Genomic DNA, 26,592 nt, shown 5'->3' with positions numbered 1-26,592 from the left:
TTTCTAAATTACATCTTGTACTTCTGGATGTTTACCAACATAAACGCTCACATAACTACAAAATGGAATGATTTTCAACTGATTTTTTCTTGCGTAATCTACAGCTTCTAACACTAATTTTTCGGCCAAACCTTGTCCTCTCAATTCGGGATTAACACCTGTATGATTAATCAACATTTGTTTTTCTTTCAGCATAAAAGTTAATTCACCAACTTCTTTATTATTCTCATCAAGAAGTATAAAAACTCCATTTTTTCCTTCTAAATTCAATTCAATTTTCATAGAATAGTATTTTAAATTCAAATTAATCTTTTTGGATGAGATTTGGTCAAAAAGATTTGTTAAAAGTCTCGATATACAAGACAAATTTACGGGTGAAAAGTTTTTAATTCAAAGAAAATTTAAACAAATAATAACAATCAATTTACAATCATCTTTCTATTTGATAATCAACAACAAGCCATTCTATATAATATTTAATGTATAGGTTTGAGTTTTTTACTTGATTATTTATTACATTTGTTAGATATTTTAAGGAAATATTCTTCATATGAAATTTATTGTATCGAGCAACACGTTATTAAAAAATGTTAACTTAATCGGAGGGGTTATTAACTCTAATAATACTTTACCAATCCTTGATAATTTTTTATTCGAATTGGATGGTAGCCAATTAACTATCACTGGTTCTGATTTAGAAACAACAATTTCAACAACTTTAGAAGTTGAGTCTAATGATAATGGAAAAATTGCAATTCCATCAAAAATCTTAACTGACACGTTGAAAACTTTCCCTGCGCAACCGCTTACTTTTATCCAAAAAGAAGGAAATACGTTGGAAATTGTTTCAGAACAAGGAAATTATCAGTTAGCATTCGAAGACGCAAACGAATATCCTCAAACGCCAGATATCGAAGACGCAAGCTCTACAACACTTAGTGCAAGCATTTTATCAGAAGCAATTATCAAAACTATTTTTGCGACAGGAAACGACGAATTACGTCCAATTATGACAGGAGTCTTCTTCCAAGCAAATGCAGATATTTTCCGTTTTGTTGCTACAGATGCGCATCGTTTGGTAAAATATACTCGCAATGGCTTAGACAATTTACAAGCTGCTGAATATATTATGCCGAAAAAACCACTTAACTTATTGAAAAATATTTTAGGAGGAAATAATGACGATGTAACAATCGAATATAACAATACAAATACACGTTTTTCATTCCAAAACATCGTGTTAACTTGTCGTTTGATTGATGGTAAATATCCTAATTATGAAGCGGTAATTCCAAAAGAAAATCCAAATGTATTAACGATTAACAGAAACTTATTCTTGACATCTTTGAAACGTGTGGCAATTTTCTCTAACAAAACAACAAACCAAGTTCGATTAAAATTAGTTGGAAATTCATTGACAATTTCTGCTGAAGATATCGATTTTGCAAACAAAGCAGAAGAAAGACTTCCTTGTGATTACAACGGAACTGATTTACAAATCGGTTTCAATTCTCGTTTCTTAATCGAAATGTTGAACAATTTACAATCAGAAGAAATAACATTAGAAATGTCTGAACCGAATCGTGCAGGAATCATCAAACCAGTTGATGGACTAGAAGATGGCGAAGAAATCTTAATGCTAGTTATGCCAGTTATGTTAAACGCATAATCAAAAAGAATACATAAAATTCATTTATACAATACAATGAAAATTTCATACAATTGGCTAAAAACCTACATTGATACAGATATCACACTTGATGAAGTGTCTTCAACACTTACAAGTACGGGTCTAGAAGTTGAAGGTGTAGAACAAGTAGGTGGAGCTAAAAATTATTTGGAAACCGTATTAGTTGGTAAAGTTTTATCAGCTGTGCCACATCCAAACGCAGATAAATTAAGAGTTACTAAAATAGATTTAGGAGACGGAAAAGAAACGCAAATTGTTTGTGGAGCTCCTAATGTTGCAGAAGGTCAAAATGTTCCTGTTGCAACTGTCGGAACGGTTTTACCTTCACCAGATGGTGAATTTAAAATCAAGAAGGCAAAAATTCGTGGTGAAGAATCTTTCGGAATGATTTGTTCTGAAGTAGAATTAGGAATTGGTACAGATCATTCTGGTATTTTAGTTTTACCAGAAGATTTAAAACCTGGAACTTCTACGTTCGACCTATTCGGAAAAAATGATGAAGTTGACCACGAAATCGAAATTGGTTTAACGCCAAATCGTGCGGATGCAATGTCACATTTTGGTGTAGCGCGTGATTTACATGCGGCCCTTAAAATTCGTGATATCGCGTCAACATTCAAAACATATGATGTATCAAATTATCCTACGACAGATTTCGGAAAAAATCCTATTTCTATCGAGGTTAAAGATACAGAAGCAGCGCCTCGTTATGCAGGTGTTTACTTAAAAAATGTAAAAGTTGCTGAGTCGCCAGATTGGTTAAAAAATCGTTTAAAAGTTATAGGATTATCGCCAATTAATAATGTGGTTGATATTACCAATTACATTTTACACGATTTAGGACAACCTTTACATGCTTTTGATGCAGCTAAAATTGAAGGAAATAAAGTAATCGTTCAGAAATTAGCAGAAGGAACAAAATTCACAACTTTAGATGGCGTTGAACGTACATTAAAAGGACATGAATTGATGATTTGCAACGAGAATAATCCAATGTGTATTGCTGGAGTTTTCGGAGGAAAAGATTCTGGAGTTTCGGATGCAACGACAACTATTTTCTTAGAATCAGCATATTTCGAGCCAGTAACAATTCGTAAAGGAGCGAAAGCACATGCATTAAATACGGATGCTTCTTTCCGCTTTGAACGTGGAATTGATCCTAACATAACTATCGACGCGTTGAAGAAAGCTGCGATGATGTTAGTTGAAATTGCTGGTGCTGAAATTGCATCTAATATTGATGATATTTATGCAAATCCTATTCAAAACTTTAATGTAAAATTACGTTTACATAAAGTGGTTGAATTATTAGGAGTTGAAATTCCAGAACATAAAATCAAATCGATTTTAGAAAATTTAGAAATTAAAATTTTGTCAGAAAATGATGGAATTTTAGATTTAGAAGTTCCAGCTTATCGTGTAGATGTACAACGTGATGTAGATTTGATTGAAGATATTTTGAGGATTTATGGATACGATAATATCGAAATTCCTTCAAAATTCTCGTTTTCTTATGTTCCAAATCAAAAAGTTAGTCCAGATAAAATCGAAGATTTTATTGCGCGTCAATTGATTTCTTTCGGATTCAATGAAGCGATGAATAACTCGTTAACGAAAAGAGAATACGAAGAAATTTTCTTTTATCCAGAAGGTGAAAGTGTTGCAATGTTAAATCCGCTTTCTGCTGATTTAGCTGTAATGCGTCGCATTTTATTGAATGGTTTATTAGAAAATGTTGCGTTCAATATCAACCGTCGTAATTCGGATGTTAAATTATTTGAATTTGGGAAAGTTTATCGCAAAATTGATGGTATTTACGAAGAAAATAAATGTTTAGGAATCGTTCTTTCAGGAAACTTTAATAGCGAATCGTGGACAGGAAATTTACGTAAAGCTTCATTTGCTGATTTGAAAGGTTTGATTAAACAAATTTTTGTTCGATTAGATATTCAAATTACAGATGAGTTACCTGCAAAAGATGATAATTTCTTAGATGGAATTGAATTTGTTTCTGGTCAAAAATCATTAGGAAAACTTGGAATCATCAGCAAAAAATTAGCAAAAAAATTAGGCGTTAATCAAGATGTTTTCTTTGCTCAATTAAATTGGGATGCAATGGTTGCTTTAGCAAACAAACACGATTTGAAATACAAAGAAATCTCTAAATTCCCAGGTTCTCGTAGAGATTTAGCTTTATTGCTTGATTCTTCTGTGAAATATGAAGAATTGTACAAAGCGACAAAAGAAGTCAAAACGAATTTGTTGAAAGCCGTTAATTTATTCGACGTTTACGAAGGAGATAAATTGCCAGCTGGTAAAAAATCGTATGCTTTAAGTTTTATGATTCAAGACGAAAATAAAACATTAAGCGATCAAGAAATTGATGGTTTAATGAATAAATTAATCAAATTGTATCAAGAAAAATTCAACGCTGAGTTGAGATAAAATATTCCGAAAAATGAAAAAGATTGTAACTTTATTTTCAGCAACTATTTTGATGAGTTTTATAGCAACTTCTTGTTCTACAAGCGCAAGTACTGCTAAAATTAAACCTAAAGCGGAAGTTTCGATTTCAAATCAAAATTGGTATTTGATCAACGATAACAACGTAGTAAAAGGTTTGTACGATAAAGACGTGATGTTGGTTATTGACGAAGCTAATTCGACTGTAAGTGGATTTGCAGGTTGCAACAATTTCAATGCTTCTTTTACAAAAGTTAGCGGCGTTACAAGCTTTGTTAATTTTTCTGAAACTAAAATGGCTTGTCCTAATTTGCAAGAAGAAAAAGCATTTTTATCGATGTTGAAAAGTGTAAATCGTTACGAAGTTTCAGGAAAAGAATTACATCTTTACAAAAGCAATATTTTATTATTAAAATTCAAAACAATTTAGTTTTTATAATAAAAAAGCTCCTTACAAGGAGCTTTTTTTATGTTTCTTTATTTTCTTCTACCGATTTTATCTCAACAGTATCATCACTTTGCTTGAAACCAATTTTAGTAATCGGAATTTCTTTTGATGATAAATAAAACTCTAAATCAGCATTTAATTCGATCAGACGATGCGGAAAATCTTGACCAACATTTTGCTTGGCTTCTGTTAAGAAAATTGCGCAATGTTTTAAATAATCAGGCGTTAATTTCGATTTTGCTTCTTGAAATGCAGAAAACAATACCTTTTCTGTCATCACAATATTTTTCGTTTCATCTTTTCTGTATAATGCATATAAACGTTTTTTAAGCGATTGTGTAAAATCAATCATCATTGTATTTGAGAAAATTTTCATTTCAGCCGCATAAGGCGTCCAGAAATCTTTGTTCAACGCATTTTGATTTTTCAAAATTGATAATAACGGAGAATCTTGCGCCAAATTCGTAGTCATGTGATGTAGAAGTAATTGTTTGCGCTCGTCAAAAGTTGGAGGAAAAATCGGAATATGTAAATCAAAACGACCAGGTGCAACGATTTCATCATTCAAATTTGCTAAAGATTCAACAGCTCCAACAATCAAAAGTTCTTTCGTATCATTTTTCTGAATATGTCTAAGAACGGAATAAAACAAATCGACCATTTCGGGATAAATGGTATTTACAGAAGTAGAATGTAATATTTCGTCGAACGAATCAATAAACAATAATGTTTTAGGTTGATTCATCTTTTTTGAAAGAAAATCGGAGAATTTATTCTTTTTGTTATCAAAATTCCCAACTAAATAATCATTGAAAATATGTACAAATTCGTAACCAATCATATCCGCTATTTTCTTTGTCCAATATATTTTCCCACTACCTGGAGGTCCATACAAAATCAAGCCAGCAGGTTTTGAGATTCCCCAACTTTCTCCTTGATCTTTGCTGATAAATGGATCTAACATATCAGTCATATAAAAATACAAATCAGTATAACCAACTAAACTTTTACCAGAAAAATCTTCGCATTGCGGAAATGCTTTTTCTATAAACGGATATTTTCCCCCAATGTAAGAATGAATCAAATAACTTGACACTCCCGTTTTCATCTGCTTTGCAACCTCGGCAGGAATTCCATTTGTCACAAAAAAATGAAGCACTTCTTCTTCTTTCGCTCCAATTGTTTTAGCGATTTCTTCTATTGTTTTTTCTTTGGAATAATCTTCGGCATATCTTTTTAAGAAATCTTTATTCTCTTCCGAAAATGTTATAAATTGTTGTGTTACATTAAAATTTTCGTCAATACAAAAACTCAAATCAATATTAAAATCATTGATAAAATTCTGTAAACTTCCTAAAGATATTTCGAGTTGATTAGATAAATCCTTTAATTTCATTCTGTTGGCTTGTTCTAATTTCTATTAAAAATAAAGATTAATTCGTGAACTAAACCATTTTAAGTTCTAAACTTCTGTTAAAGGAGCAAGCGCATCTATAGATGCGCTTGCTCCTTTTAATTGTATATTTTAAAATTATTTACAATTTAGATGAATTAAGATAATCTTCCATTTCTTCTTTATTTGCTTCATCAGATTCGTCTTTTAGAACACGATGAGCCACTTTACCTACAGTTAAACCTTGAATAACGATTGAAAATAAAACAACGATGTATGTAATCTCTAATAACAAATCTTTCCATTCCGAATTTGGCATCGAAAGAACTAACGCAATTGAAACTCCTCCACGAATTCCTCCCCAAACCAAGACAATAAGTGAACCTTTAGAAAAAGTGTTTTTTCTTAAAATAGTACGAGCTGGAATAACAATTGATAATGTTCGAGATAATAGGACTATAAAAATTGTGGCAATTCCTAATAGAATTTGATCCATTAAATCTTCTATTAACAACAATTCGAAACCTATAAAAAGGAATAAAATGGCATTCATTACCTCATCAATAAGCTCCCAAAATTTGTTTAAATAATCTTGAGTTGTTTTACTCATTGCGAATTTCTTTCCATAATTTCCGATTATTAAACCTGCGATAACCATAGCTAAAGGACTAGAAATATGAAGTTCTTTTGCAATCAAAAATCCTCCCATTACAATCGACAATGTAATTAAAGCTGAAACTTTATAATCATCAATTTTTTTCATCGAATTAGACGCTGTAAATCCAAGTAATAATCCAAGTAAGATTCCGCCTCCGGCTTCCATTAAAAATAATTTTGAAACACTTGAAAAATCAGCATCAAAGCTTGGATTAGTTGCTATTTGTAAAACTACTGCGAACATTACAACGGCCACACCATCATTAAACAGTGACTCTCCTGTAATTTTTGTCTCAATAATTTTAGGAACTTTTGCTTGTTTCAAAATTCCTAATACAACGATTGGATCAGTTGGTGAAATTAATGTTCCGAACAATAAACAATAGATATACGGAATTTGAATACCAAAATATGGCGCAATGTAATATAAAATTACTGATATAATAAATGCTGATAATACTACTGATATTGTAGCATAAGTAGCAATTGTCCATCTCAAGTTTTTCAAATCGAGAATATTAACGTGCATTGCGCCTGCAAAAAGCAGAAAATTAAGCATTGCGCCCATCAATATTTCATTGAAGTCTAAACTATTAAAGAGTTGAAACATGTCTTTTGTAGCATCAGGAAAATAGCTATCTCCCAATAAACGGATAGCGATAGATACTAACATGGCGATAATCATAATTCCAATTGTTCCAGGTAATTTTAGGAATCGAAGGTTTGCATAAGAAAATAATGCAGCAAGAACAATTAGAACCGAAAAAGAATAATATAGTTCCATTGGTATTGATTGATTAAAATTTGGAAAAAGTTACAAAAAAAGAGCCACTATAAAGTGGCTCTTTCTATATTAATTTGATTTTTTTATCAAAATTAGTTTTTTGGAGCTTGCCCAATTAAATCCATAAATTGATCTAACTTAGGTAAGATAATAATTTGTGTACGACGGTTTTTAGATTTTCCTTCCGCAGTAGCATTTGTAGTTAATGGGTTATATTCTCCACGTCCACCAGCTGTTAAACGTTTACCATCAACACCGTATTGGTTTTGTAATGCTTGTACAACAGAAGATGCACGTAAAGCAGATAAATCCCAGTTGTTACGGATGTTTGGTTTAGAAATTGGCACATTATCTGTGTTACCTTCAATCAATACATCGTAATCTTTATAATCGTTGATGATTTTCGCAATTTTACTTAAAGTTTCTCCTGCAGCAGGTGAAATTTCGTAGCTACCAGATTTGTACAACATGTTATCAGCTAACGAGATGTAAACAACACCTTTTAATACTTTAACATCAACATCTTTTGCTTCATTGCTAGATAAAGAACGCGTTAAGTTGTTTGTTAAAACCATATTCAAACTATCCGATTTGCTTTTCGCATCGATCAAATGTTTGATGTATTTGTTAGACTGATTGATTTCGTTCACTAATTCAGAAACGTTTTTAGAACCACCATTAATACAATTTTTCAATTGTTCTTGTAATTGTTTAATTTGATTTCTTTCACTCTGAACTGTGTTTTCATACTGACCTTGGTTAGATTCAAAATTAGCTAATTTAGCTTTCGCTACAGCCAATTCTGTTTGACATCCTTGGTTCTCAGAATAAGCAGAATTGAATTTATTTTGTAATTCATCATACTTTTTCTGACTAACACAACTAAATAAAGTTGAAGCAGCGATAACCGCTACTGGCAAAATTGAAACTTTCATAATTATTTTTTTTATTTCAGTTATACGAATATATGTTATTATTTTTTATTGCGAGTATATATTCTGCAAAAACCATGCTGTAAAAATATAAAACTCCTACAATCATTTGGTTGTAGGAGTTTTAACCTTAATATTTTATTTCTATTGTATTAATCCTGAGGAATATATAAAACCTGACCTGGATAAATCTTATCTTCGTGTTTTAACATTGGTTTGTTTGCTTCGAAAATTTTTGGATACTGCATTGGATCTCCATAAACTTCTTTTGCAATTTTAGATAAAGAATCTCCACTTTTTACAGTATACATTGTCTTAGATAAATCTGGAATCTCAATTCTCAAAGGTGTTTTCAATGTTAATTGATCTTCTACTCCTTCCACTCCATCAATGTTACCTGCTGTTGCTAAAATTTTTTGTTTCTCGTTGATGTCCAACGCTTGTCCAGCTACTACAATTTTATCTCCATCAGTAGAAAAAGTTACTCCTGACAAATCAAATCCTTGCTTTGCAACTTGTTCTTGTACTTTACCTGCTTTTTCTTCTGGTGTTTCTGCACCTCCGAAGACTTTCTCTCCGGCATTTTTGATAAATGAAAATAATCCCATAACGAGTTGATTTTAATAATATTTATTTGTTGATATTTAGTAAATATATAATTTCTCTAACAATTATCGTGCAATTGATGAATATTTCTTTTTTAAATTTTCGGTAATCGAGAGTTGTTGTTGAATTTGACTTGTTAATTGATTAATTTTTGCATCCAAAACTTTATCGTTCTCTTCGGCAATTTGTATTTTTCCGCTCAATGTTACTACTTGATCTTCTATCGATCGCAAAGAATTTTCTGTTTTTATCTTTTTCTTCATCAAACCATCAGTTACTTTATCATTCGATTCTCTTTCCAATTGATTCACCACCAAATCTAACTTATCGCCCAAAGCTTGCTTTTTACTTTCTAATTTCAATAAGGTGTTATTATCTTTTAGATATGATTTGATCGAGTTTCCTTTTTTCAATTGTGCATCAGCGTTTTCTTTTGTCAATCGAATCATATTTTCGTTCGCTAACCTCAACTCATTTCGTACACAACCTTGCTTCGTTTTTGTTGCTAAATCTTGCAATTGAGCATAAATTTTATCAAACTCTGCCGAATTACTATTAAATGTCATTCCATTTTGATCCGTTAATGTATTAATCACAGTCGTTTTTCCATTTTCTTCATCAACCAAACTAATCACAGATTTATACACATCTTGCGAATTTTTGAACTTGATATTACTCGCTTCATGTCTTTTCAAAAAAGCAGAAGAACCTTCTTTGTTCGTTACCCAATTTTCCCACGATTTCACAATCAAATTCTGCGCACAATTATCCGTAGAAAAAGCAAAAGATTTCAGTTCTTGTCCGTTCATTTCGTACTCAACTTCAAACAATCCTTCATCAGATTGTGCATTAACATAAGCTGATGTTAACAAAGTTGTAATGGCTAAAAGTAATAGTTTCATCAAGTTGATAGTTTAAATTTATGTTCACAATTATTTATCCAATTTACAAAATATCGGAGTTTAAGAAAAGATGTTGTACAGATTTTTTAGAATCATTAATTTTAACCAGAAATTAATCAAACCGCATGCAAACAAAAATTTTATTAATCTATACAGGAGGAACAATCGGAATGGCGAAAGATTATGGCGACCAATCCTTGAAACCTTTCAATTTTGATAATTTGTTAAAACAAATTCCAGAGTTAGGTCTTCTAGATTGTTCTTTCGATTATCATAGTTTCGATACGCCTATAGATTCGTCTGATATGAAACCTAAATATTGGATAGAAATTGCCGAAACCATTCAACAAAACTACGAAAACTATGATGGTTTTGTTGTTTTGCACGGAACAGATACAATGGCGTATACAGCTTCTGCAATGAGTTTTATGATTGATAACCTCGAGAAACCTGTCATTTTCACTGGTTCACAATTACCAATTGGAGATTTGCGCACAGATGCGAAAGAAAACTTAATTACTTCGATTCAATTGGCTTCGTTACGTAAAAATGACAAACCAATTATCAAGGAAGTTTGTGTGTATTTTGAATATAAATTGTTTCGTGCGAATAGAACAACTAAGATTAATGCAGAAAACTTTGATGCTTTCGAGTCGCCGAATTATCCAGTAATTGGAGTTTCCGGTGTTCATCTGGAAGTGAAAGAAGATTTATTGTTAAAAAATGTTGTTACGGATAAACTTTCGATCAACAAAAATCTAAATGCTGATGTTGGTGTCTTGAAGATTTTCCCTGGAATGAATCGTTCTTTTATCGAAAGTGTTTTAAACGCTCCGAACATGAAAGCTTTTATTATTGAGGCTTTCGGAACAGGAAATATTTTTACCGATAGTTGGTTTATTGAATTGCTGGAAGAAGTAACGAATAAAGGAGTTCATCTTATCATCAACACGCAATGTGCTGGCGGAATGGTAGAACTTGGACGTTATGCTACAAGTGATGCGTTACTAAATATGGGCGCAATTTCGAGTTATGATTTGACAATGGAAGCTGCAATTACCAAAGCCATTTATTTATTAGGTCAAAACCTTTCGAAAGAAGAATTCAAAACGCAATACGAAGCAAACTTGAAAGGTGAACTTCGCCATCATTTTTACAATGATTAAATCAAAATAATATAAAACGAAAAAAATCTCTACTTGGTAGAGATTTTTTTATGTTCTAAATTTTATTTCTTCCCCGACATTGAAGCGCCATCAGATTCTCTTAATTTGAAAAAGATGTAAGTTGATAAAATTGTCATCACGCCCATCGTCAAAAATGAATAACGAAAAGCTTGTACTTCCACTCCATTTACAAATCCTGCTTGTCTAAAAACACCTAAAATTAATGCAGCTACAGAAATTCCAAATGTTAGTGATAATTGTTGTGTAACCGATAATAAACTATTCCCTTCGCTGGATGTATTTTCGTCCAAATCTGCTAAAGACAAGGTATTCATCGCCGTAAATTGAATTGAACTAAAAAATCCATTCAAAACCATTAACGGAATGATATAATAAATTGGTGATTTCGATTCTAAAAAGAAAAACATACAAATGATTAATCCTAAAGTTATTGTATTGGAAATCAACATATTTCGATAACCAAATTTATTCACAATTGGCACAACAAACGATTTTGCAATAATGTTACTTGTTGCAGATGGAATCATAATTAATCCCGCTACAGTAGCCGAATATCCATAACCAACTTGCAATAAAAGCGGAATAAGAAAAGGTATTCCTCCAATTCCTAATCGTGTAATAAGATTTCCTATAATACCAATTCGCAAAGTTCTAATGTTAAACAAATTCAAATCGATTAAAGGATGTTGTTTATGTTTTGCATGATAAATATACAAACCAATCAAAAAGGCAGAAACTACAGTCAATGCCAATACAGTTTGCAGGCCAATCACACGAGAAGATGTCAATTCCATAATCAATGTTAAGACAGTAACTCCTCCACTAAAAAGAATCAAACCTCTGATATCAAATTTAAAAACTGGATGTTTAAAATCGGGGATCGCAAAAGTTGTCATCCAAAGTGCAATAATTCCGAATGGAATATTCACGATGAAAATCCAATGCCATGATAAAGTTTCAACCAAAATACCTCCAATTGTTGGTCCTAAAAGTGGTCCTATTAACCCTGGTATGGTGATAAAATTAATTACTTTTAATAATTCACTTTTTGGATAAGCATATAAAATTGCTAAACGTACAACAGGAACCATCATCGATCCTCCAATCGCTTGTATAACGCGTGAAATGACTAAAAAAGGTAAAGTTGTGGCAAATGCGCAAAGTGTGGATCCAAGTGTAAAAATCAGTATAGCAGATTGAAAAACTTTTTTCGTTCCGTATTTATCCGAAAGCCAACCACTCAAAGGAATTAACAAAGCGATTGTTAACGTATACGCAACAATAATCGACTGAATTTCTAAAGGCGATTTTCCTAATTCTTTTGCAATTGTAGGTAAAGATGTATTTAAAATTGTAGCGTCCAAAGCTTGCATAAAAATTGCCATCGCACCAAGCCATGGCAAAAACTTCAACATTTTTGGACTTAAAATATGATCTGAATTCATTCAAATTCCTATAGCAAATTCTATTCCTATTTTAACATTTCGAAAAATCATTGAAAAAGATTAAATTTGAACTATGTTTCTCAACGCGCATACACATCATTTATCCGATCAAACAGATGTTTTGGAACTGTATAATCAGTTTCCAAATGAGTTGAATAATGAAGCTAAATTATTTTCAATTGGGATTCATCCAGCTTACATCAAAACCTCATCAATAAAGGAAGAAATCGAAATTATTAATCAAACTATTTCGAATAAAAACTGTTTAGCAATCGGTGAAATTGGATTAGATAAATTGTGCGAAACAGATTTTGAATTACAAATCAACGTTTTTAAAAAACAGTTAGAAATTGCGATGCAATATCAACTTCCAGTCATTATACATTCGGTTCGTGCTTATCAAGAAATTTTACAGATTCGAAAACAAATGAAATTGACGATTCCGTTTATTTTTCATGGTTTCAATAAGAATGAACAGTTACTCAATCAAATTATTGCGCAAAATTGTTTTGCATCTTTTGGTAAAAATCTTCTATCAAACAAAAACTTACAAATTATATTTGCAAATCTTTCTGCGAATCAATTCTTTTTGGAGAATGATGCAAGCGAAATTTCTATTGAAGAAATTTATACTTTTGCAGCGGATTTGAGAAAAATTACAATCGAGGAATTACAACTTCAACAAGCGAAAAATTGGAAAGCAGTTTTCGGTTACGAAGTTCAATCATAATTAAAATACATTTCAATGGCAGTTTGGCAAGAAAGAGCTGAATTATTATTCAAAGAAGAAGGTTTAGAAATCCTAAAAAATTCGAACATTTTAGTTGTTGGTTTAGGTGGAGTTGGCTCTTTTGCCGCAGAATTTATCGCACGCGCAGGAGTTGGAAAAATGACAATTGTTGATGGTGATACTGTTGATATTACAAATATTAATCGACAATTACCCGCTTTACACTCAACTGTTGGAATGAACAAAGTAGACATCGTTGGCGATCGTTTAATGGACATTAATCCTGAATTAGAATTAACGCGTATCAACGAATTTTTGAGTCCAGAACGTACACACGAAATCGTCACACCAGATTTTGATTATGTGTTAGATTGCATCGATTCTGTTACACCAAAAATTAATTTGATTTTAGCTGCAAAACGCAAAAAAATTAAAGTAATCAGCAATATGGGCGCTGGAGGAAAATATTTGGCAAGCAAAGTACAAGTGCGTGATATTAGTAAAACAGATGTTTGTCCTTTGGCAAAAAATGTTAGAAAACGATTAAAAAAAGAAGGAATTAATAAAGGTGTAAAAGCTGTTTTTTCGACAGAAGTTCCTGATGAATCTTCGGTTAAATTAACGGATGGAAAAAATTATAAAAAATCGTTTTACGGAACTAATTCGTGGATGCCTGGTTTATTCGGGTTGCATGCGGCAGAAACGGTGATTCGACATTTATTAAAAAAAGATAAATAATTAAGTACTTTCTTAAAGATTTAATTAATTTAGTTGCGAATTAACAAAGAGACGAAAAAAATGAAAATCAATTACGATTATATCACATACGAGGATGTTTTGAGAGCACGTCAATTTATGTACGAGCAAGCGTTGGAACAGAATGCGACTAATTCGTTGTTGAACACTGCGAGAGATTTATTTGGAAACAGCAATTTCGAGATGTGTATCAAAATTTGTGAAGGTTTATTGGATGCGAAAGACCCAAAACAATTGTACGATGCTAAGAAATTAATTGCTTTATCATATTATAGTTTACAAGATTTTGAGAATGCGGATAATGCATTTTTCGATATCGCTCAAAACTCTGATAATTCAGACGATTGGTTTAATGTTGTCATTTCTGCAGCTTTAAATAAAAATATCGAACGTAGTAAAGAATCTTTTGGAATTGCATTAGAAAAATACACGAAATTTGGTCATCAACGTAATATGCCTTCAGTACAATTGATGTTGCATTATATGATTACGTTAGAAACTGTAAAAGAATACGTTTTGGCTTTGGAACAATGTAGAATGTTGGTACAAGTTTACGCTAAATTGAAAAAAACAGACGAAAAATTCTTAAGTTCTCGTGGTTTAGAACAAATCGAAAACTTTTTGGAAACTGCAAAACCAGTTTTGAAAAAAGCGAAAAAGAAAGAATTAACAGAAATCAAAAAAGAATTGGTTGAAGCCTTAGACGCAAACGGCGTAGAAAAAGTAGAAGCTTTTTTTGCTGAGTTTTAAGAAAATTATTTTTACGAGAAATATAAAATCCACTTCGAGAGAAGTGGATTTTTTGTTTTAATTATTTTCTTTGATAAAATTATAAATTTTCATTGTTAATTTTTGAGCTTCATCTGTAAGTTGATTAAAGTCTAAAAGAACATTCACTACACCTTGAGCAAATTGGACTTTTTCTTTTATTGTTCCACTCTCATTTTTATACATTTTATTTAGTCCTTCAATATGATTATCTATAAAAGTACCTATTGCAGTGTTAGGATTAAACTTTGCTTTATCCTTAAATTTTATACTTTCTTTATCTTTCGTTTTATCAATTAATTTTAAAGTTTCTAATAAAATTTCTTTAGTTAATAAATTTTCTATTTCTTTAGCTTGCAGACAATAATATTGATCTCCTAATTTTTGTTGAAGTTTAGTAAACCTTTCATATTTAGCGCCTGATTTAGCATTATCGCTATCTGTTAAAAGAAATAATTTACCACACAAACGCTCTACATTAATACCAGAAGTATCTAAAAAACTCCAATGTGTAATATTATTTCCTCCATATTCTACAAAAGAGTAATGAATATCTTCAAAATATTTTTTAGATTCTTTTGATAAACTTTCTTGATAAAGTTCTAAATACTTTCTGATATAAATTCTATCTGTTATTCCTTCTACCCAAATTGTACAATTCGTTAGAAAAACAGATGAATTTTTAACACCTAAATGTTCTAATAAAGTTATATCTGGATTATCAATATTATGTATAAAAAATTGTTCTTTTTCCTTAGTAAATTTGTAAACAGAAATTTCTTTATAATCTAATGTCATATCCAAAAAATGATTAGAATGAGTTGTAAAGAAATATTGAAACTCTTCAAAACCTTTCGTGTTCAATAAAGTTTCAATTAAAATACGTTGGAAACCTGGATGTAAATAAACATCAGGTTCTTCAATATAAATCTTAAGGTTTTTTCCTTTATTAAAAAATAAAGGATAAGTAAGAATAATAATTGCTTGTACGCCTTCCCCTAAATTATATATTGGTCTATCTTCTTCACCTTCGATATTAATGTAAACATCTTTTTCTTTTAATCTTGGAATAATGGTAATCTTCTTATTCTGGAAGAATGTTTGACTCAAAAATATTTCAAAATCTTTTACTAACTTTCTTTGCTCGTAATTTCCAAGTAATAATTCTTGAACATCATCATAAAAAGATAAACCTGTAAAAATAGATTTAATAGATTCATCTGTATTAAACTCAAGTTTCGCATCTTTAAAATAATCATTTTTTGTTCTTTCAAAATAAAAATCTTCTCTCGTAAATTCCTCATTTTGATAATTAATGCTTCTTAAACCACGAAGAATTGGAATATATATTGCTTTGTTTGAAAAATCTAATTTTAAAAGATTATTATTAAAATCAACTTTATTAAAATTATCCTTTAAAGATTTTAAATTATTATATATATCTTTATTAATTCCATGATAACTTGAATATTGTTTATTTAAATCAATTTTATTGTATTCATCGAACAAAATCACTAATTCTTCTTTATCATATTCATCTTTAATATAAAAATTATCTACATTAAGCCTATTATCAACTTCATATGGATAATTTATCTTCAGATTTTTTATATTAATTGATACTTCATCATAAATTTCGCTTAACTCAATTAATTTTAATTGAATTAGATTATATCTGATTTCTTCAATTGAGAACAAATCTCTCAAAAAACGACTTTTTCCAGAATTATTAGGTCCGATAAAAATGTTAATTTTAGAAAGATTATTCAAATTATTTTCCTCGCATTCTGTTTGATATTGTTTTGTTACATCAGTTTTAAGCTGTAAAGATTTAAACATAAAATTTCCTAATAGATTTCTACTAAAATACAATATTCTGTATACTTAATAAATTTCATTCTAAATTTTAAAATAATTTCAATTTTTTCAAACGTGTGTTTTTCAAAATAAATAATCTTTTTATAGCTTTATAACTATTTAATTAACACATGAGTCACGGAAAACTAAGAGAAGATCATAATTGCCAAAATTGTGGACATTACGTAGAAGAACATTATTGCAAACATTGCGGACAAGAAAATGTAGAAACACGTCAACCGTTTCACTTTTTATTTACTCACTTTATCGAAGATTTTGTTCATTACGATGGAAGTTTTTGGCAAACAATCAAAAAACTATTTTTGAAACCTGGAGTTTTAACCAAAGAATATTTGAGTGGTAAACGAAATAGTTCTGTTAATCCTGTTAAAATGTACATTTTTGTCAGTTTTGTAACGTTTTTCCTTATTTCTATATTTCCTTCTCATAAAACTGAATATAATGATAGTTCCAATGAACCTATATCAATAGAAAATACTGAAAAAATTCAAAAAGCACTTAATGCTACAATAGACACTTTACAGAACAAAGGATTGACAACTGTCGAGCAAAGTGCAAAAATAAAATCTGAAGTTGAAAAAAATAAAAATGCAAACTCTTTAGAAGATTTGAACGAGGAATCTATTGAAAACTTGCAATCTAAAGTAAAAAATAACGTTCCAATATTATCTCCCTTTATTGAAAAATACCAAGAGTTGAGAAAAAGAAAGGTTTCTGACGATCAATTAGGAGAAGCTATTGTTGAGAAATCTTTGCATGTCATTCCGAAAGTTTTGTTTGTATACATGCCTTTGTTTGCTTTCTTCTTATGGATTTTTTACAACAAAAAGAAATGGTGGTATTTTGATCACGGAATTTTTACACTGCATTATTTTACGGTAATTCTTTTATCAATTTTGGTAATTTTTCTTTTGAATAAACTTTCAAATTATATTGATAGTAATGCTGTATCAGCCATAATAGCTTTGATTAATACATTGATTGTTTTATATATTATTGTTTACTTTTTCCTTGCGTTGAAAAAACTCTATAACCAAGGATTTATCATTACAACAATTAAAGGTGCTATACTTTTAGGAATTAATACGTTTATTTTCTCAATAATTGTTATTGGAATTATTGTGTATTCATTTCTTCATGTTTAATCAAGATTATTAGGCAATCACGTATGATGTGTTCCTGAAACAAGTTCAGGATAACTTAAGTTGAACTCGTTTCAGCTTCGCATTAAATTTAGATTCCTTCTTTTGTCGGAATGACAAATTCAAAAAAATAACATAAAAAAAGCCTCGCAAATGCGAGGCTTTCTAACTTCTAATATCTAGATTCTAATTTCTATTTATTACGGTATTCATTCCAAGTTTTGATTTTTAAATCATCCATCGATAATTTTGTAAATGCATTAATGAAAGCCGAAGCTAAACGTGCATTTGTTACCAACGGAATATTGAAATCTACAGCTGTACGACGAATTTGATAATCGTTGTCTAATTCCGCTTTTGTTAAGTTTTTCGGAATGTTGATCACCATATCAATTTTCTTGTCATGTAAATAAGACATTACATTTGGCTCTTTTTTATCAGAAGGCCAGTAAACAAGCGTAGAATACACATCATTTTCTGTAAAAAATTTGTGCGTTCCTTCTGTTGCATAAATTTTGTAACCTTTTGCGATTAATTGTTTCGCAGGCTCTAATAAAGCAACTTTAGAAGCAATTGGTCCACCAGAAATTAAAACGGTTTTCTCAGGAATTTCATATCCAACAGATAACATTGATTTTAATAAAGCTTCTTCTGCTGTATCACCGATACACCCTACTTCTCCTGTCGAAGACATGTCAACTGATAAAACTGGGTCAGCTCCTGCTAAACGTGTAAATGAGAACTGAGAAGCTTTCACTCCTACATAATCTAAATCGTAAACGACTTCTGAATGTCCTTTTTCTACTTCTAATCCTAATAAAACTTTTGTTGCTTTTTCGATTAAATTATTTCCTGCAACTTTCGATACGAATGGAAACGAACGAGAAGCACGAATATTAGTTTCGATAACACGAACTGTATTATTTTTTGATAAAAACTGAATGTTCATTGGTCCAGAAATTTCGAAACGTTTTGCAATTTTCGCTGCAACTTTACGCATTTGACGAATTGTTTCGATGTACACTTTTTGTGGTGGATAATACATTGTTGCATCTCCTGAGTGAACTCCCGCAAATTCTACGTGTTCAGAAACTGCGTAATCTACAATTTCTCCATTTTGACAAACTGCATCCAACTCAATTTCTTTTGCTCCTTGTACGAATTCTGAAACTACAACTGGATAATCAGGAGAAACTTCTTTCGCTAATTTCAAGAAAGCATCTAGCTCATGTGTATTCGAAACTACGTTCATCGCAGCTCCAGATAAGACATAAGAAGGACGAATTAACACTGGGAAATTAACTTCTTCCACAAATTTGTGAATCGCTTCTAAAGAAGAAAGCTCTTTCCAACGTGGTTGATCGATTCCTAATTCATCTAATATTTCTGAGAATTTGTGACGATTTTCTGCATCATCAATTCTTAAAGGAGAAGTTCCTAAAATATTAATTGATTGATCGTACAATTTCATCGCTAAGTTATTCGGAATTTGACCTCCTGTCGAAATAATTGTTCCTTTAGGTTGTTCAAAATCTAAAATATCCATTACACGTTCAAAAGACAATTCTTCGAAGTATAAACGATCTGACTCATCATAATCTGTCGAAACCGTTTCTGGATTATAGTTGATGATAATTGTTTTGTAACCATTTTTTGATGCTGTATGCGCTGCATTTACAGAACACCAGTCAAACTCTACAGACGAACCAATACGATAAACTCCAGATCCTAAAATACAAACTGCTTTCTCAGTTTCTGGCTCCAAATCATTTTCAGTTCCGTGATAGGTTACATATAAATAATTTGTTTGTGCTGGGAATTCTGCTGCTAACGTATCAATTTGTTTTACAACAGGTTTAATTCCGAAGTTTTTACGTAATTCACGAACTGTTAATTCGTTTCTGTGTACGTTTTGATCTCCTTTTACTAAAACTGCAATTTGTTGATCCGAGAATCCTAATAATTTTGCACGTTTTACTAAATCTGCTTCAACTTGTTCAAATCTTTCTAATGCTTCAAATTCTTTTGATACATTAAAAATTCTTTCTAAACGTTGTAAAAACCATAAATCGATTTTTGTTAAATCGTGAATTTTTTCAATCGAATATCCCGCTTTGAAAGCTTCAGTAATCGCGTATAAACGCTCGTCATTTGGCTCAGCTAACCATGTATCCAACGATTCACCTTCTGGAATTTTGAATCCATTTGCTACGAAACCTCTATGTCCAATATCTAACATACGAACTCCTTTCTGAATTGCTTCTTCAAAAGAACGTCCAACTGCCATTACTTCTCCAACAGATTTCATTGCAGAACCAATGTTACGACGAACTCCGTAAAATTTATTTAAATCCCAACGAGGCAATTTCACTACACAGTAATCCAACGCTGGCTCGAACATCGCAGATGTCGTTTGCGTTACACTATTTTTTAACTCATCTAAAGAATAACCTAAAGCTAATTTAGCAGCCACGAAAGCTAAAGGATAACCTGTTGCTTTTGACGCCAAAGCTGACGAACGAGATAAGCGAGCGTTAACTTCGATTACACGATATTCTTCTGAAACAGTATCGAAAGCATATTGAATGTTACATTCTCCAACTACACCAAGATGGCGAATTGTGCGAATGGCAACTTCACGTAATTTATGATATTCTGAATTTGATAAAGTTTGAGAAGGTGCAATAACGATTGACTCTCCAGTATGAACTCCAATCGGATCGAAGTTCTCCATGTTACAAACTGTGATACAGTTATCGTAAGAATCACGAACTACTTCGTACTCAATTTCTTTCCATCCTTTTAATGACTCTTCCACTAAAACTTGAGAAGAATAATTGAATGCTTTTTCAACTAAATCTAATAATTCTTCTTCGTTATTTGCGAAACCAGAACCTAAACCTCCTAAAGCGTACGCCGCACGAATGATTAATGGGAAACCGATGCGTTTACCAGCTGCCATTGCGTCTTCTACAGTTTCTACTGCTTCTGAACGAGCAGTTAAAACACCAATTTGGTCTAATTTTTCGATGAAAATATCACGATCTTCCGTTGCTTCAATTACTGGAATTTGAGTTCCTAAAACCTCAACACCATATTTCTCGAATATATTTTCTTTATTTAATTCAACCGCACAGTTTAAAGCTGTTTGTCCTCCAAAGGCAACTAAAACTCCGTCTGGTTTTTCTTTTTTAATGACTTCTTCCACAAAGTAAGGCGTTACAGGTAAGAAGTAAACTTCGTCTGCAATTCCTTCAGAAGTTTGAACAGTTGCAATATTTGGATTAATTAAAACTGTTTTAATTCCTTCTTCTTTTAACGCTTTTAACGCTTGCGAACCAGAATAATCAAACTCACCAGCTTGACCAATTTTTAATGCTCCTGATCCTAATACTAATACTTTTTTAATATCTTTTTTTAACATCGTGATTCTGATTATGCGTTAGCGTTTTTATATTTTTTTACTTCTTCGATGAACTCATCAAATAAATATTCTGTATCAACTGGTCCTCCCATTGCTTCTGGGTGGAATTGAACTGTAAAAATTGGTTTTGATTCGTGACGAATTCCTTCACATGTTCCATCATTTAAGTTCGTAAAGAATGTTTTAAATCCTTCTGGTAATTTCGAATCATCTACTGCGAAACCGTGGTTTTGAGATGTAATGAAACATCTTTTTGTTCCTACTAATTGTACAGGTTGATTGTGCGAACGGTGTCCGTATTTTAATTTAAAAGTAGATGCACCAGCTGCTAAACTTACCAATTGATTTCCTAAACAAATTCCGAAAATTGGTTTATCTCCTTTCAAAGATTCTTTGATATTATTAATCGTAGGAACACATAAAGCTGGATCACCAGGTCCATTCGAGATAAATAATCCATCATATTCTAATGTTGAATAATCATAATCCCAAGGAACTCGAATTACCTCAACATCACGATTTACAAAACAACGGATGATGTTATTTTTCACTCCACAATCAATCAAAACAATTTTGACATCAGCACCTTCGTTGTAACGAATCACTTCTTTACAAGAAACTTGATCTACTAAATTATCTTCGTTCGGATCGTAATATGCGACATCTGTATCAGCTACAATTTTTCCTAAAGTAGAACCTTGCTCACGTAATTTTTTTGTAATCATACGTGTATCTACGCCATAAATACCAGGGATATTTTGACTTTCTAACCAAGCTCCTAATTTTTGAATAGCGTTCCAATGCGAATAATCATCAGCATAATAAGAAACAACCAAACCAGTTACTTGAATTTGGTTCGATTCCATCCAAGCTTCAATTTCATTAATCATTGCTTTATCATCTGGAACACCATAGTTTCCGATCATTGGAGCTGTCATCACCATAATCTGCCCTTTGTAAGAAGGGTCAGTCAAACTTTCATTATATCCAACCAAAGCTGTGTTGAATACTACTTCTCCTGCGGCAGAAGTATACGCACCGAAAGATTTTCCTTCGATTTCTAATCCGTCTTGGAATACTAATTTTACTGTCTTATCCATTGATGATAATGTTAATTTCAGTTTCTAAAGCTGATATGAATTTATCTATGTATTGTTTTGTTACTGTTAAAGGTGGTAATAAACGAATAACGTTTGTACCTGCGTAGCCTACAAAAATATTGTGTTTTGTAACTAAGTTATTTTTTAATTCGCCGATTGGGAAATCAAACTCGATTCCAATCATTGATCCTCGACCACGAACTTCTTTAATTTTTGGAAATTTATTTAATTGGATTCCAACATATTCTCCAATTTCTTTTGCATTTTCGATTAAGTTTTCTTGCTCAATCACATCTAAAACGGCTACCGCTGCAGCACAAGCTAAATGATTTCCTCCAAAAGTTGTTCCTAATAATCCGTAAGAAGCTTTAAATTCTGGAGAGATTAAAACTCCTCCGATTGGAAATCCATTCCCCATTCCTTTTGCCATCGTAATCAAATCTGCTTTGATACCAGAATGTTGATGTGCAAAGAATTTCCCTGAGCGTCCGTAACCACATTGAATTTCATCTGCAATTAAAACCACTCCATTTTCTGTACAAACTTTTCTTAATTCTTGTACAAACTCGTCAGAAGGTAAAATGATTCCTCCAACTCCTTGAATTGGTTCGTAAATTACCGCTGCAACATCTCCTCCAGCAATTACTTCTTTCACTTCATCAATGTTATATTCTACGAAAGATACTTTGTGATGAGAATTAAATGGAGCTACAATTTTTGGATTATCTGTTAGCGCAACTGTTCCTGAAGTTCGTCCATGAAACGCATCTTTGAACGCAATTACACGGTCTTTTCCTGTGTGAAAAGAGGCTAGTTTTACTGCATTTTCATTAGCTTCTGCTCCAGAGTTAATCAAGAATAAAGTATAATCTTCGTAACCTGATGCTTTACCTAATTTTTCTGCCAATTCTTGTTGAATCGGAATATTTACTGAGTTTGAATAAAACCCGATATTATTAATTTGTTCTGTTAATTTCTCAACATAATATGGATGCGAGTGACCGATAGAAATCACTGCGTGACCTCCATAAAGGTCCAAATATTCTTTTCCGTTTTCGTCCCAAAGAATACAATCTTTAGCTTTAACCGGAGTTACATTCATTAATGGATATACGTCAAATAGTTTCATTTAATAAGTTTTAAGTGATGAGTTTTGAGTAATGAGTTAAGCTATTGTTCTAATTTTATTTATTAATCCAATTAGCATTGCTTTAATTTCATTACACTCATCTGTTAATTTTGAATATTCTTCAATATTTATATAATTCAAATCTTTAGCTAGCAAAATAAAATATGTGACTTCATTCAAAGAGCCTAAAGAAATATTTAAAAATTGAGCAAAGTCTTTATTTGAGTTTCTTCCACAACCTTCTGCAATATTTGCTGGTATAGAAGATGATGCTCTTTTAATTTGAGAAATTAATCCAAATTGTTCTTCTTTTGGAAATTGATTTACAATTTTATATAAATCTAAAACCAAGAGATGTGAACGATTCCAAACTTGTAATTTTCTATAATCTTGCATACTCAAAACTTATAACTCAATACTCACAACTTTTTAAAACGCCACCGTTTTAAGATTAAGTCCTAAGTTTTCTTCCCAACCGAACATCAAGTTCATGTTTTCTACGGCTTGTCCAGAAGCTCCTTTTGTTAGATTATCGATGATAGAAGTGATTAACAATACATCGTCTTGTTTCTGGATATGTAAAAAACATTTGTTGGTATTTACGACTTGTTTCAATGCAATTGGTGCGTCAGAAACATGTGTAAAAGGTTCGTTTTTGTAATATTCGTTGAAGATATTTTTTGCTTCTTCTTCTGATAAATCAGATTTTAAATAAACACCTGCTAAAATTCCGCGCGCAAAATCTCCTCGCATTGGTAAGAAATATACTTTGTTATTGAAATCTTTTTCTAATTGATTCAATGTTTGGTAAATTTCTCCTTCGTGTTGATGCGTAAATTCTTTGTAGAAAGAAACGTTATTGTTTCGCCAACTAAAGTGCGTAGAAGCTGATAAACTTTGTCCAGCACCTGTAGAACCCGTTACAGCATTGATATGAATATCATTTTTGATTTCATTTTTCGCTGCCAATGGTAACAATGCTAATTGAATAGCTGTTGCAAAACAACCTGGATTTGCAATATTTTGAGCTGTTTTGATTGCTTCGCGATCTAATTCTGGTAAACCGTAAACAAACGTTCTATCTTCGAAAATGTGGTTCGCATTTAATCGAAAATCGTTACTCAAATCAATAATTTTTGTGTTGGCTGAGTATTTATTGTTCTGTAAAAACTCTGCCGATTTTCCGTGACCAAGGCATAAAAAAACGACATCAGCATTTTCGTCTATTTTATCCGAAAATAAGATGTCAGTTTCTCCAAACAAATCGTCGTGCACTTTGGTAACGGGGTTGCCTGCATTTGATGTACTGTACACAGACGAAATATTAACCATCGGATGATGTATCAATATTCTTAGCAGTTCGCCTGCTGTGTAGCCAGCACCTCCTACAATGCTTACGTTAATTTTGTTTGTCATTTGTTATGTTTTGCGCGTGTTTTTTTAAGGTATAATACCTATACTATATTTCTAAAATAAAGTGGGCTCGTTGGAATCCACTTTAAAGAATCAATTAATCGAAACTATGAACAATCTTTAATTGATTACCGAATATTTTGATGAAACCTCTTGCATCTCTACTGTCCCAAGCTTCGTTTTCTTCTCCATAAGTAGCGACTTTAGATTGCATCATATCATAAGGCGATTCTATTCCAATCATTGAGAAATGATAAGGATTTAATTGTACTTTCACTTTTCCTGTTACATGATTTTGAGAAGATTCTAAGAATGCTTCAATATCACGCATTACTGGATCCAAGTATTGTGCTTCGTGCAATAAGGTTCCGTACCAGTTTGATAACGAATCTTTGTGCAACAATTGCCATCTTGTAAGTGTATGTTTTTCTAATAAGTGGTGTGCTTTGATTAGTAAATAAGCTGCTGGCGCTTCGAAACCTACACGTCCTTTGATACCTAAAATTGTATCTCCTACGTGGATGTCGCGACCAATTGCGTATTCACCACCGATTTCGTTTAATTTTTGAATTAAAGCTACTGGAGATAATTTTTCTCCATCTAAAGCAGTTGGAATACCTTTCTCAAATTCAATTTCGATAACAGATGATTCTGTTCTTGATAATTGTGTTGGATAAGCATCTTCTGGCAACGCTTGGTTAGATGTTAATGTTTCAACTCCACCAACAGATGTTCCCCAAATTCCTCTGTTAATAGAGTATTTAGCTTTTTCCCAACTATAGTTTACACCATTTGCTTGTAAATATTCAACCTCTTGTTGACGAGATAATTTTTCGTCGCGAATTGGTGTAATGATTTTAGATTGTGGTGAGATAACTGCAAAAGCAACATCAAAACGAATTTGATCATTTCCTGCTCCTGTAGATCCATGTACAATGTATTCTGCATCTACATCTTTTGCATACTGAGCAATTGCAATTGACTGAAACATTCGTTCTGCACTTACTGATAATGGGTAAGTGTTATTTTTCAAGATGTTTCCGTAGATTAAGTAGCGAACACAATCGTTGTAATATTTGTCTGTAATATCAATTGTAACGTGTTTAGAAGATCCTAATTCGTAGGCACGTTCTTCGATATCTTTTAACTCTTCTGCCGAAAATCCACCAGTATTTACAATTACTGTATGCACTTCCATTCCTTGATCTTTTGTTAAGTTAACCAAACAGTACGATGTATCTAAACCTCCACTGTAAGCTAAAACTGCTTTGTTGCTCATTATTTGTTTATTTGTTTATATTGGGAATAATTCTTCTTAATTCATTGGTAACCTCTTCACGACTACTCTCTTCTTTCATTACGATTAATACCGTATCGTCTCCAGCAATTGTTCCAATTATTGTATTGAAATGTGTGTTGTCAATCTCAAAAGCGATTCTGTTTGCATAACCTGGTTTTGTTTTGATAACTCCCAAATTTTTAGAGAAAATCAAACTTGCATTTTCGTTATGTGTAACGGTTGCCGTTGGAACAGCACTTTCTGTAAGGCGATAAATGTATTGTCCCGAACTATTAGGAACTTTTGAAACTTTCAATTCGCGCAAATCTCTCGATAAAGTTGCTTGAGTAACTGTGATCTCTAAATCAATTAATTTTTTTAATAATTCGTCTTGATTACTTATTTCTTGATCTGTTATTAAATCTTTTATAATCTGGAATCTGTATTTTTTATTACTCATTTTGAA

At 31.7% G+C, this 26,592-nt stretch carries 23 protein-coding genes; 8 read left to right on the top strand and 15 right to left on the bottom strand.

The window, feature by feature from the left end; translation table 11 throughout:
• Positions 1–3 precede the first annotated feature (3 nt).
• Entirely contained in the window at positions 4–282 is a 279-nt protein-coding gene (locus tag B3578_RS02320; RefSeq protein WP_125350239.1) for a GNAT family N-acetyltransferase, read from the bottom strand.
• Positions 283–550: 268 nt separating this feature from the next.
• Here B3578_RS02320 and dnaN point away from each other — a divergent pair, with 268 nt between their 5' ends.
• The 3 genes from dnaN to B3578_RS02305 are packed head-to-tail and all read left to right on the top strand — an operon-like array spanning position 551 to position 4,583.
• Complete coding sequence (gene dnaN / locus B3578_RS02315) at positions 551–1,669, top strand: DNA polymerase III subunit beta (RefSeq protein WP_038337242.1); 1,119 nt, start codon at positions 551–553, stop codon at positions 1,667–1,669.
• Positions 1,670–1,705: 36 nt separating this feature from the next.
• Complete coding sequence (gene pheT / locus B3578_RS02310) at positions 1,706–4,135, top strand: phenylalanine--tRNA ligase subunit beta (RefSeq protein ID WP_291046834.1); 2,430 nt, start codon at positions 1,706–1,708, stop codon at positions 4,133–4,135.
• Between the two features lie 13 nt (positions 4,136–4,148).
• Positions 4,149–4,583, top strand: coding sequence for an META domain-containing protein (locus B3578_RS02305; RefSeq protein ID WP_219034952.1), 435 nt, complete (start codon positions 4,149–4,151; stop codon positions 4,581–4,583).
• 37 nt (positions 4,584–4,620) lie between these two features.
• Here the strand turns inward: B3578_RS02305 and B3578_RS02300 are convergent, their stop codons facing one another.
• From B3578_RS02300 to B3578_RS02280, 5 genes are all read right to left on the bottom strand, one after another.
• A complete protein-coding gene (locus B3578_RS02300; protein WP_291046831.1) occupies positions 4,621–5,997 on the bottom strand; it encodes an AAA family ATPase in 1,377 nt (458 codons plus the stop codon).
• 139 nt (positions 5,998–6,136) lie between these two features.
• Positions 6,137–7,435 carry a cation:proton antiporter gene (locus tag B3578_RS02295; RefSeq protein ID WP_286496087.1) on the bottom strand — a complete coding sequence of 433 codons (1,299 nt, stop codon included), beginning with the start codon at positions 7,433–7,435 and terminating at the stop codon, positions 6,137–6,139.
• 92 nt (positions 7,436–7,527) lie between these two features.
• Entirely contained in the window at positions 7,528–8,370 is an 843-nt protein-coding gene (locus B3578_RS02290; protein WP_181816279.1) for an OmpA/MotB family protein, read from the bottom strand.
• 149 nt (positions 8,371–8,519) lie between these two features.
• On the bottom strand, positions 8,520–8,975 hold the full coding sequence (gene lysM, locus B3578_RS02285) for a peptidoglycan-binding protein LysM (protein ID WP_219034954.1): 456 nt from the start codon (positions 8,973–8,975) through the stop codon (positions 8,520–8,522).
• 63 nt (positions 8,976–9,038) lie between these two features.
• The gene (locus tag B3578_RS02280) at positions 9,039–9,875 is read right to left on the bottom strand and encodes a hypothetical protein (protein WP_219034955.1); all 837 of its coding nucleotides are present in this window, start codon (positions 9,873–9,875) and stop codon (positions 9,039–9,041) included.
• A 125-nt stretch (positions 9,876–10,000) separates the two neighbouring features.
• Between B3578_RS02280 and B3578_RS02275 the strand changes: the two genes are divergently transcribed.
• Complete coding sequence (locus tag B3578_RS02275) at positions 10,001–11,041, top strand: asparaginase (protein WP_180905964.1); 1,041 nt, start codon at positions 10,001–10,003, stop codon at positions 11,039–11,041.
• Between the two features lie 62 nt (positions 11,042–11,103).
• Here B3578_RS02275 and mdtD read toward each other — a convergent pair whose 3' ends face one another.
• Positions 11,104–12,507: a multidrug transporter subunit MdtD gene (gene mdtD, locus B3578_RS02270; RefSeq protein WP_219034956.1), complete on the bottom strand. Its 1,404-nt coding sequence runs from the start codon at positions 12,505–12,507 to the stop codon at positions 11,104–11,106.
• Between the two features lie 73 nt (positions 12,508–12,580).
• On the opposite strand from mdtD, the gene B3578_RS02265 reads away from it, so the two are divergent.
• The 3 genes from B3578_RS02265 to B3578_RS02255 are packed head-to-tail and all read left to right on the top strand — an operon-like array spanning position 12,581 to position 14,743.
• Positions 12,581–13,237, top strand: a complete 657-nt coding sequence (locus B3578_RS02265) for a TatD family hydrolase (protein ID WP_221854622.1) — start codon at positions 12,581–12,583, stop codon at positions 13,235–13,237.
• 15 nt (positions 13,238–13,252) lie between these two features.
• Entirely contained in the window at positions 13,253–13,975 is a 723-nt protein-coding gene (locus B3578_RS02260) for a tRNA threonylcarbamoyladenosine dehydratase (RefSeq protein ID WP_038336843.1), read from the top strand.
• A 60-nt stretch (positions 13,976–14,035) separates the two neighbouring features.
• Positions 14,036–14,743, top strand: coding sequence for a hypothetical protein (locus B3578_RS02255; RefSeq protein ID WP_125350289.1), 708 nt, complete (start codon positions 14,036–14,038; stop codon positions 14,741–14,743).
• A gap of 57 nt (positions 14,744–14,800) precedes the next feature.
• On the opposite strand, the gene B3578_RS02250 is transcribed toward B3578_RS02255, so the two are convergent.
• Positions 14,801–16,600 (bottom strand): ATP-dependent nuclease, encoded by a 1,800-nt coding sequence (locus tag B3578_RS02250; RefSeq protein WP_221854621.1) that lies wholly within the window; start codon positions 16,598–16,600, stop codon positions 14,801–14,803.
• A 149-nt stretch (positions 16,601–16,749) separates the two neighbouring features.
• On the opposite strand from B3578_RS02250, the gene B3578_RS02245 reads away from it, so the two are divergent.
• Positions 16,750–17,784 (top strand): DUF3667 domain-containing protein, encoded by a 1,035-nt coding sequence (locus tag B3578_RS02245; RefSeq protein WP_221854620.1) that lies wholly within the window; start codon positions 16,750–16,752, stop codon positions 17,782–17,784.
• A 190-nt stretch (positions 17,785–17,974) separates the two neighbouring features.
• Here B3578_RS02245 and carB read toward each other — a convergent pair whose 3' ends face one another.
• The 7 genes from carB to B3578_RS02210 form a co-directional block, all read right to left on the bottom strand.
• Entirely contained in the window at positions 17,975–21,205 is a 3,231-nt protein-coding gene (gene carB, locus B3578_RS02240) for a carbamoyl-phosphate synthase (glutamine-hydrolyzing) large subunit (RefSeq protein ID WP_219034921.1), read from the bottom strand.
• 11 nt (positions 21,206–21,216) lie between these two features.
• Positions 21,217–22,305, bottom strand: coding sequence for a glutamine-hydrolyzing carbamoyl-phosphate synthase small subunit (gene carA, locus B3578_RS02235; protein ID WP_291046821.1), 1,089 nt, complete (start codon positions 22,303–22,305; stop codon positions 21,217–21,219).
• Entirely contained in the window at positions 22,298–23,434 is a 1,137-nt protein-coding gene (locus tag B3578_RS02230) for an aspartate aminotransferase family protein (protein WP_280050113.1), read from the bottom strand. The genes carA and B3578_RS02230 overlap by 8 nt, the downstream gene beginning before the upstream one ends.
• Before the next feature lie 36 nt (positions 23,435–23,470).
• Positions 23,471–23,830 (bottom strand): four helix bundle protein, encoded by a 360-nt coding sequence (locus B3578_RS02225; RefSeq protein ID WP_219034924.1) that lies wholly within the window; start codon positions 23,828–23,830, stop codon positions 23,471–23,473.
• Positions 23,831–23,863: 33 nt separating this feature from the next.
• Positions 23,864–24,850, bottom strand: coding sequence for an N-acetyl-gamma-glutamyl-phosphate reductase (gene argC, locus B3578_RS02220; RefSeq protein WP_291046819.1), 987 nt, complete (start codon positions 24,848–24,850; stop codon positions 23,864–23,866).
• A 94-nt stretch (positions 24,851–24,944) separates the two neighbouring features.
• Positions 24,945–26,126 carry an argininosuccinate synthase gene (gene argG, locus B3578_RS02215; RefSeq protein WP_291046818.1) on the bottom strand — a complete coding sequence of 394 codons (1,182 nt, stop codon included), beginning with the start codon at positions 26,124–26,126 and terminating at the stop codon, positions 24,945–24,947.
• 7 nt (positions 26,127–26,133) lie between these two features.
• On the bottom strand, positions 26,134–26,586 hold the full coding sequence (locus B3578_RS02210) for an arginine repressor (protein ID WP_221854616.1): 453 nt from the start codon (positions 26,584–26,586) through the stop codon (positions 26,134–26,136).
• Between the last annotated feature and the right edge of the window lie 6 nt (positions 26,587–26,592).

Origin of the sequence: Empedobacter sp. UBA1574 (genome assembly GCF_002322895.1) — a bacterium.
Lineage (GTDB): Bacteria > Bacteroidota > Bacteroidia > Flavobacteriales > Weeksellaceae > Empedobacter > Empedobacter falsenii_B.
This window is presented reverse-complemented; position numbering and strand designations above follow the sequence as displayed.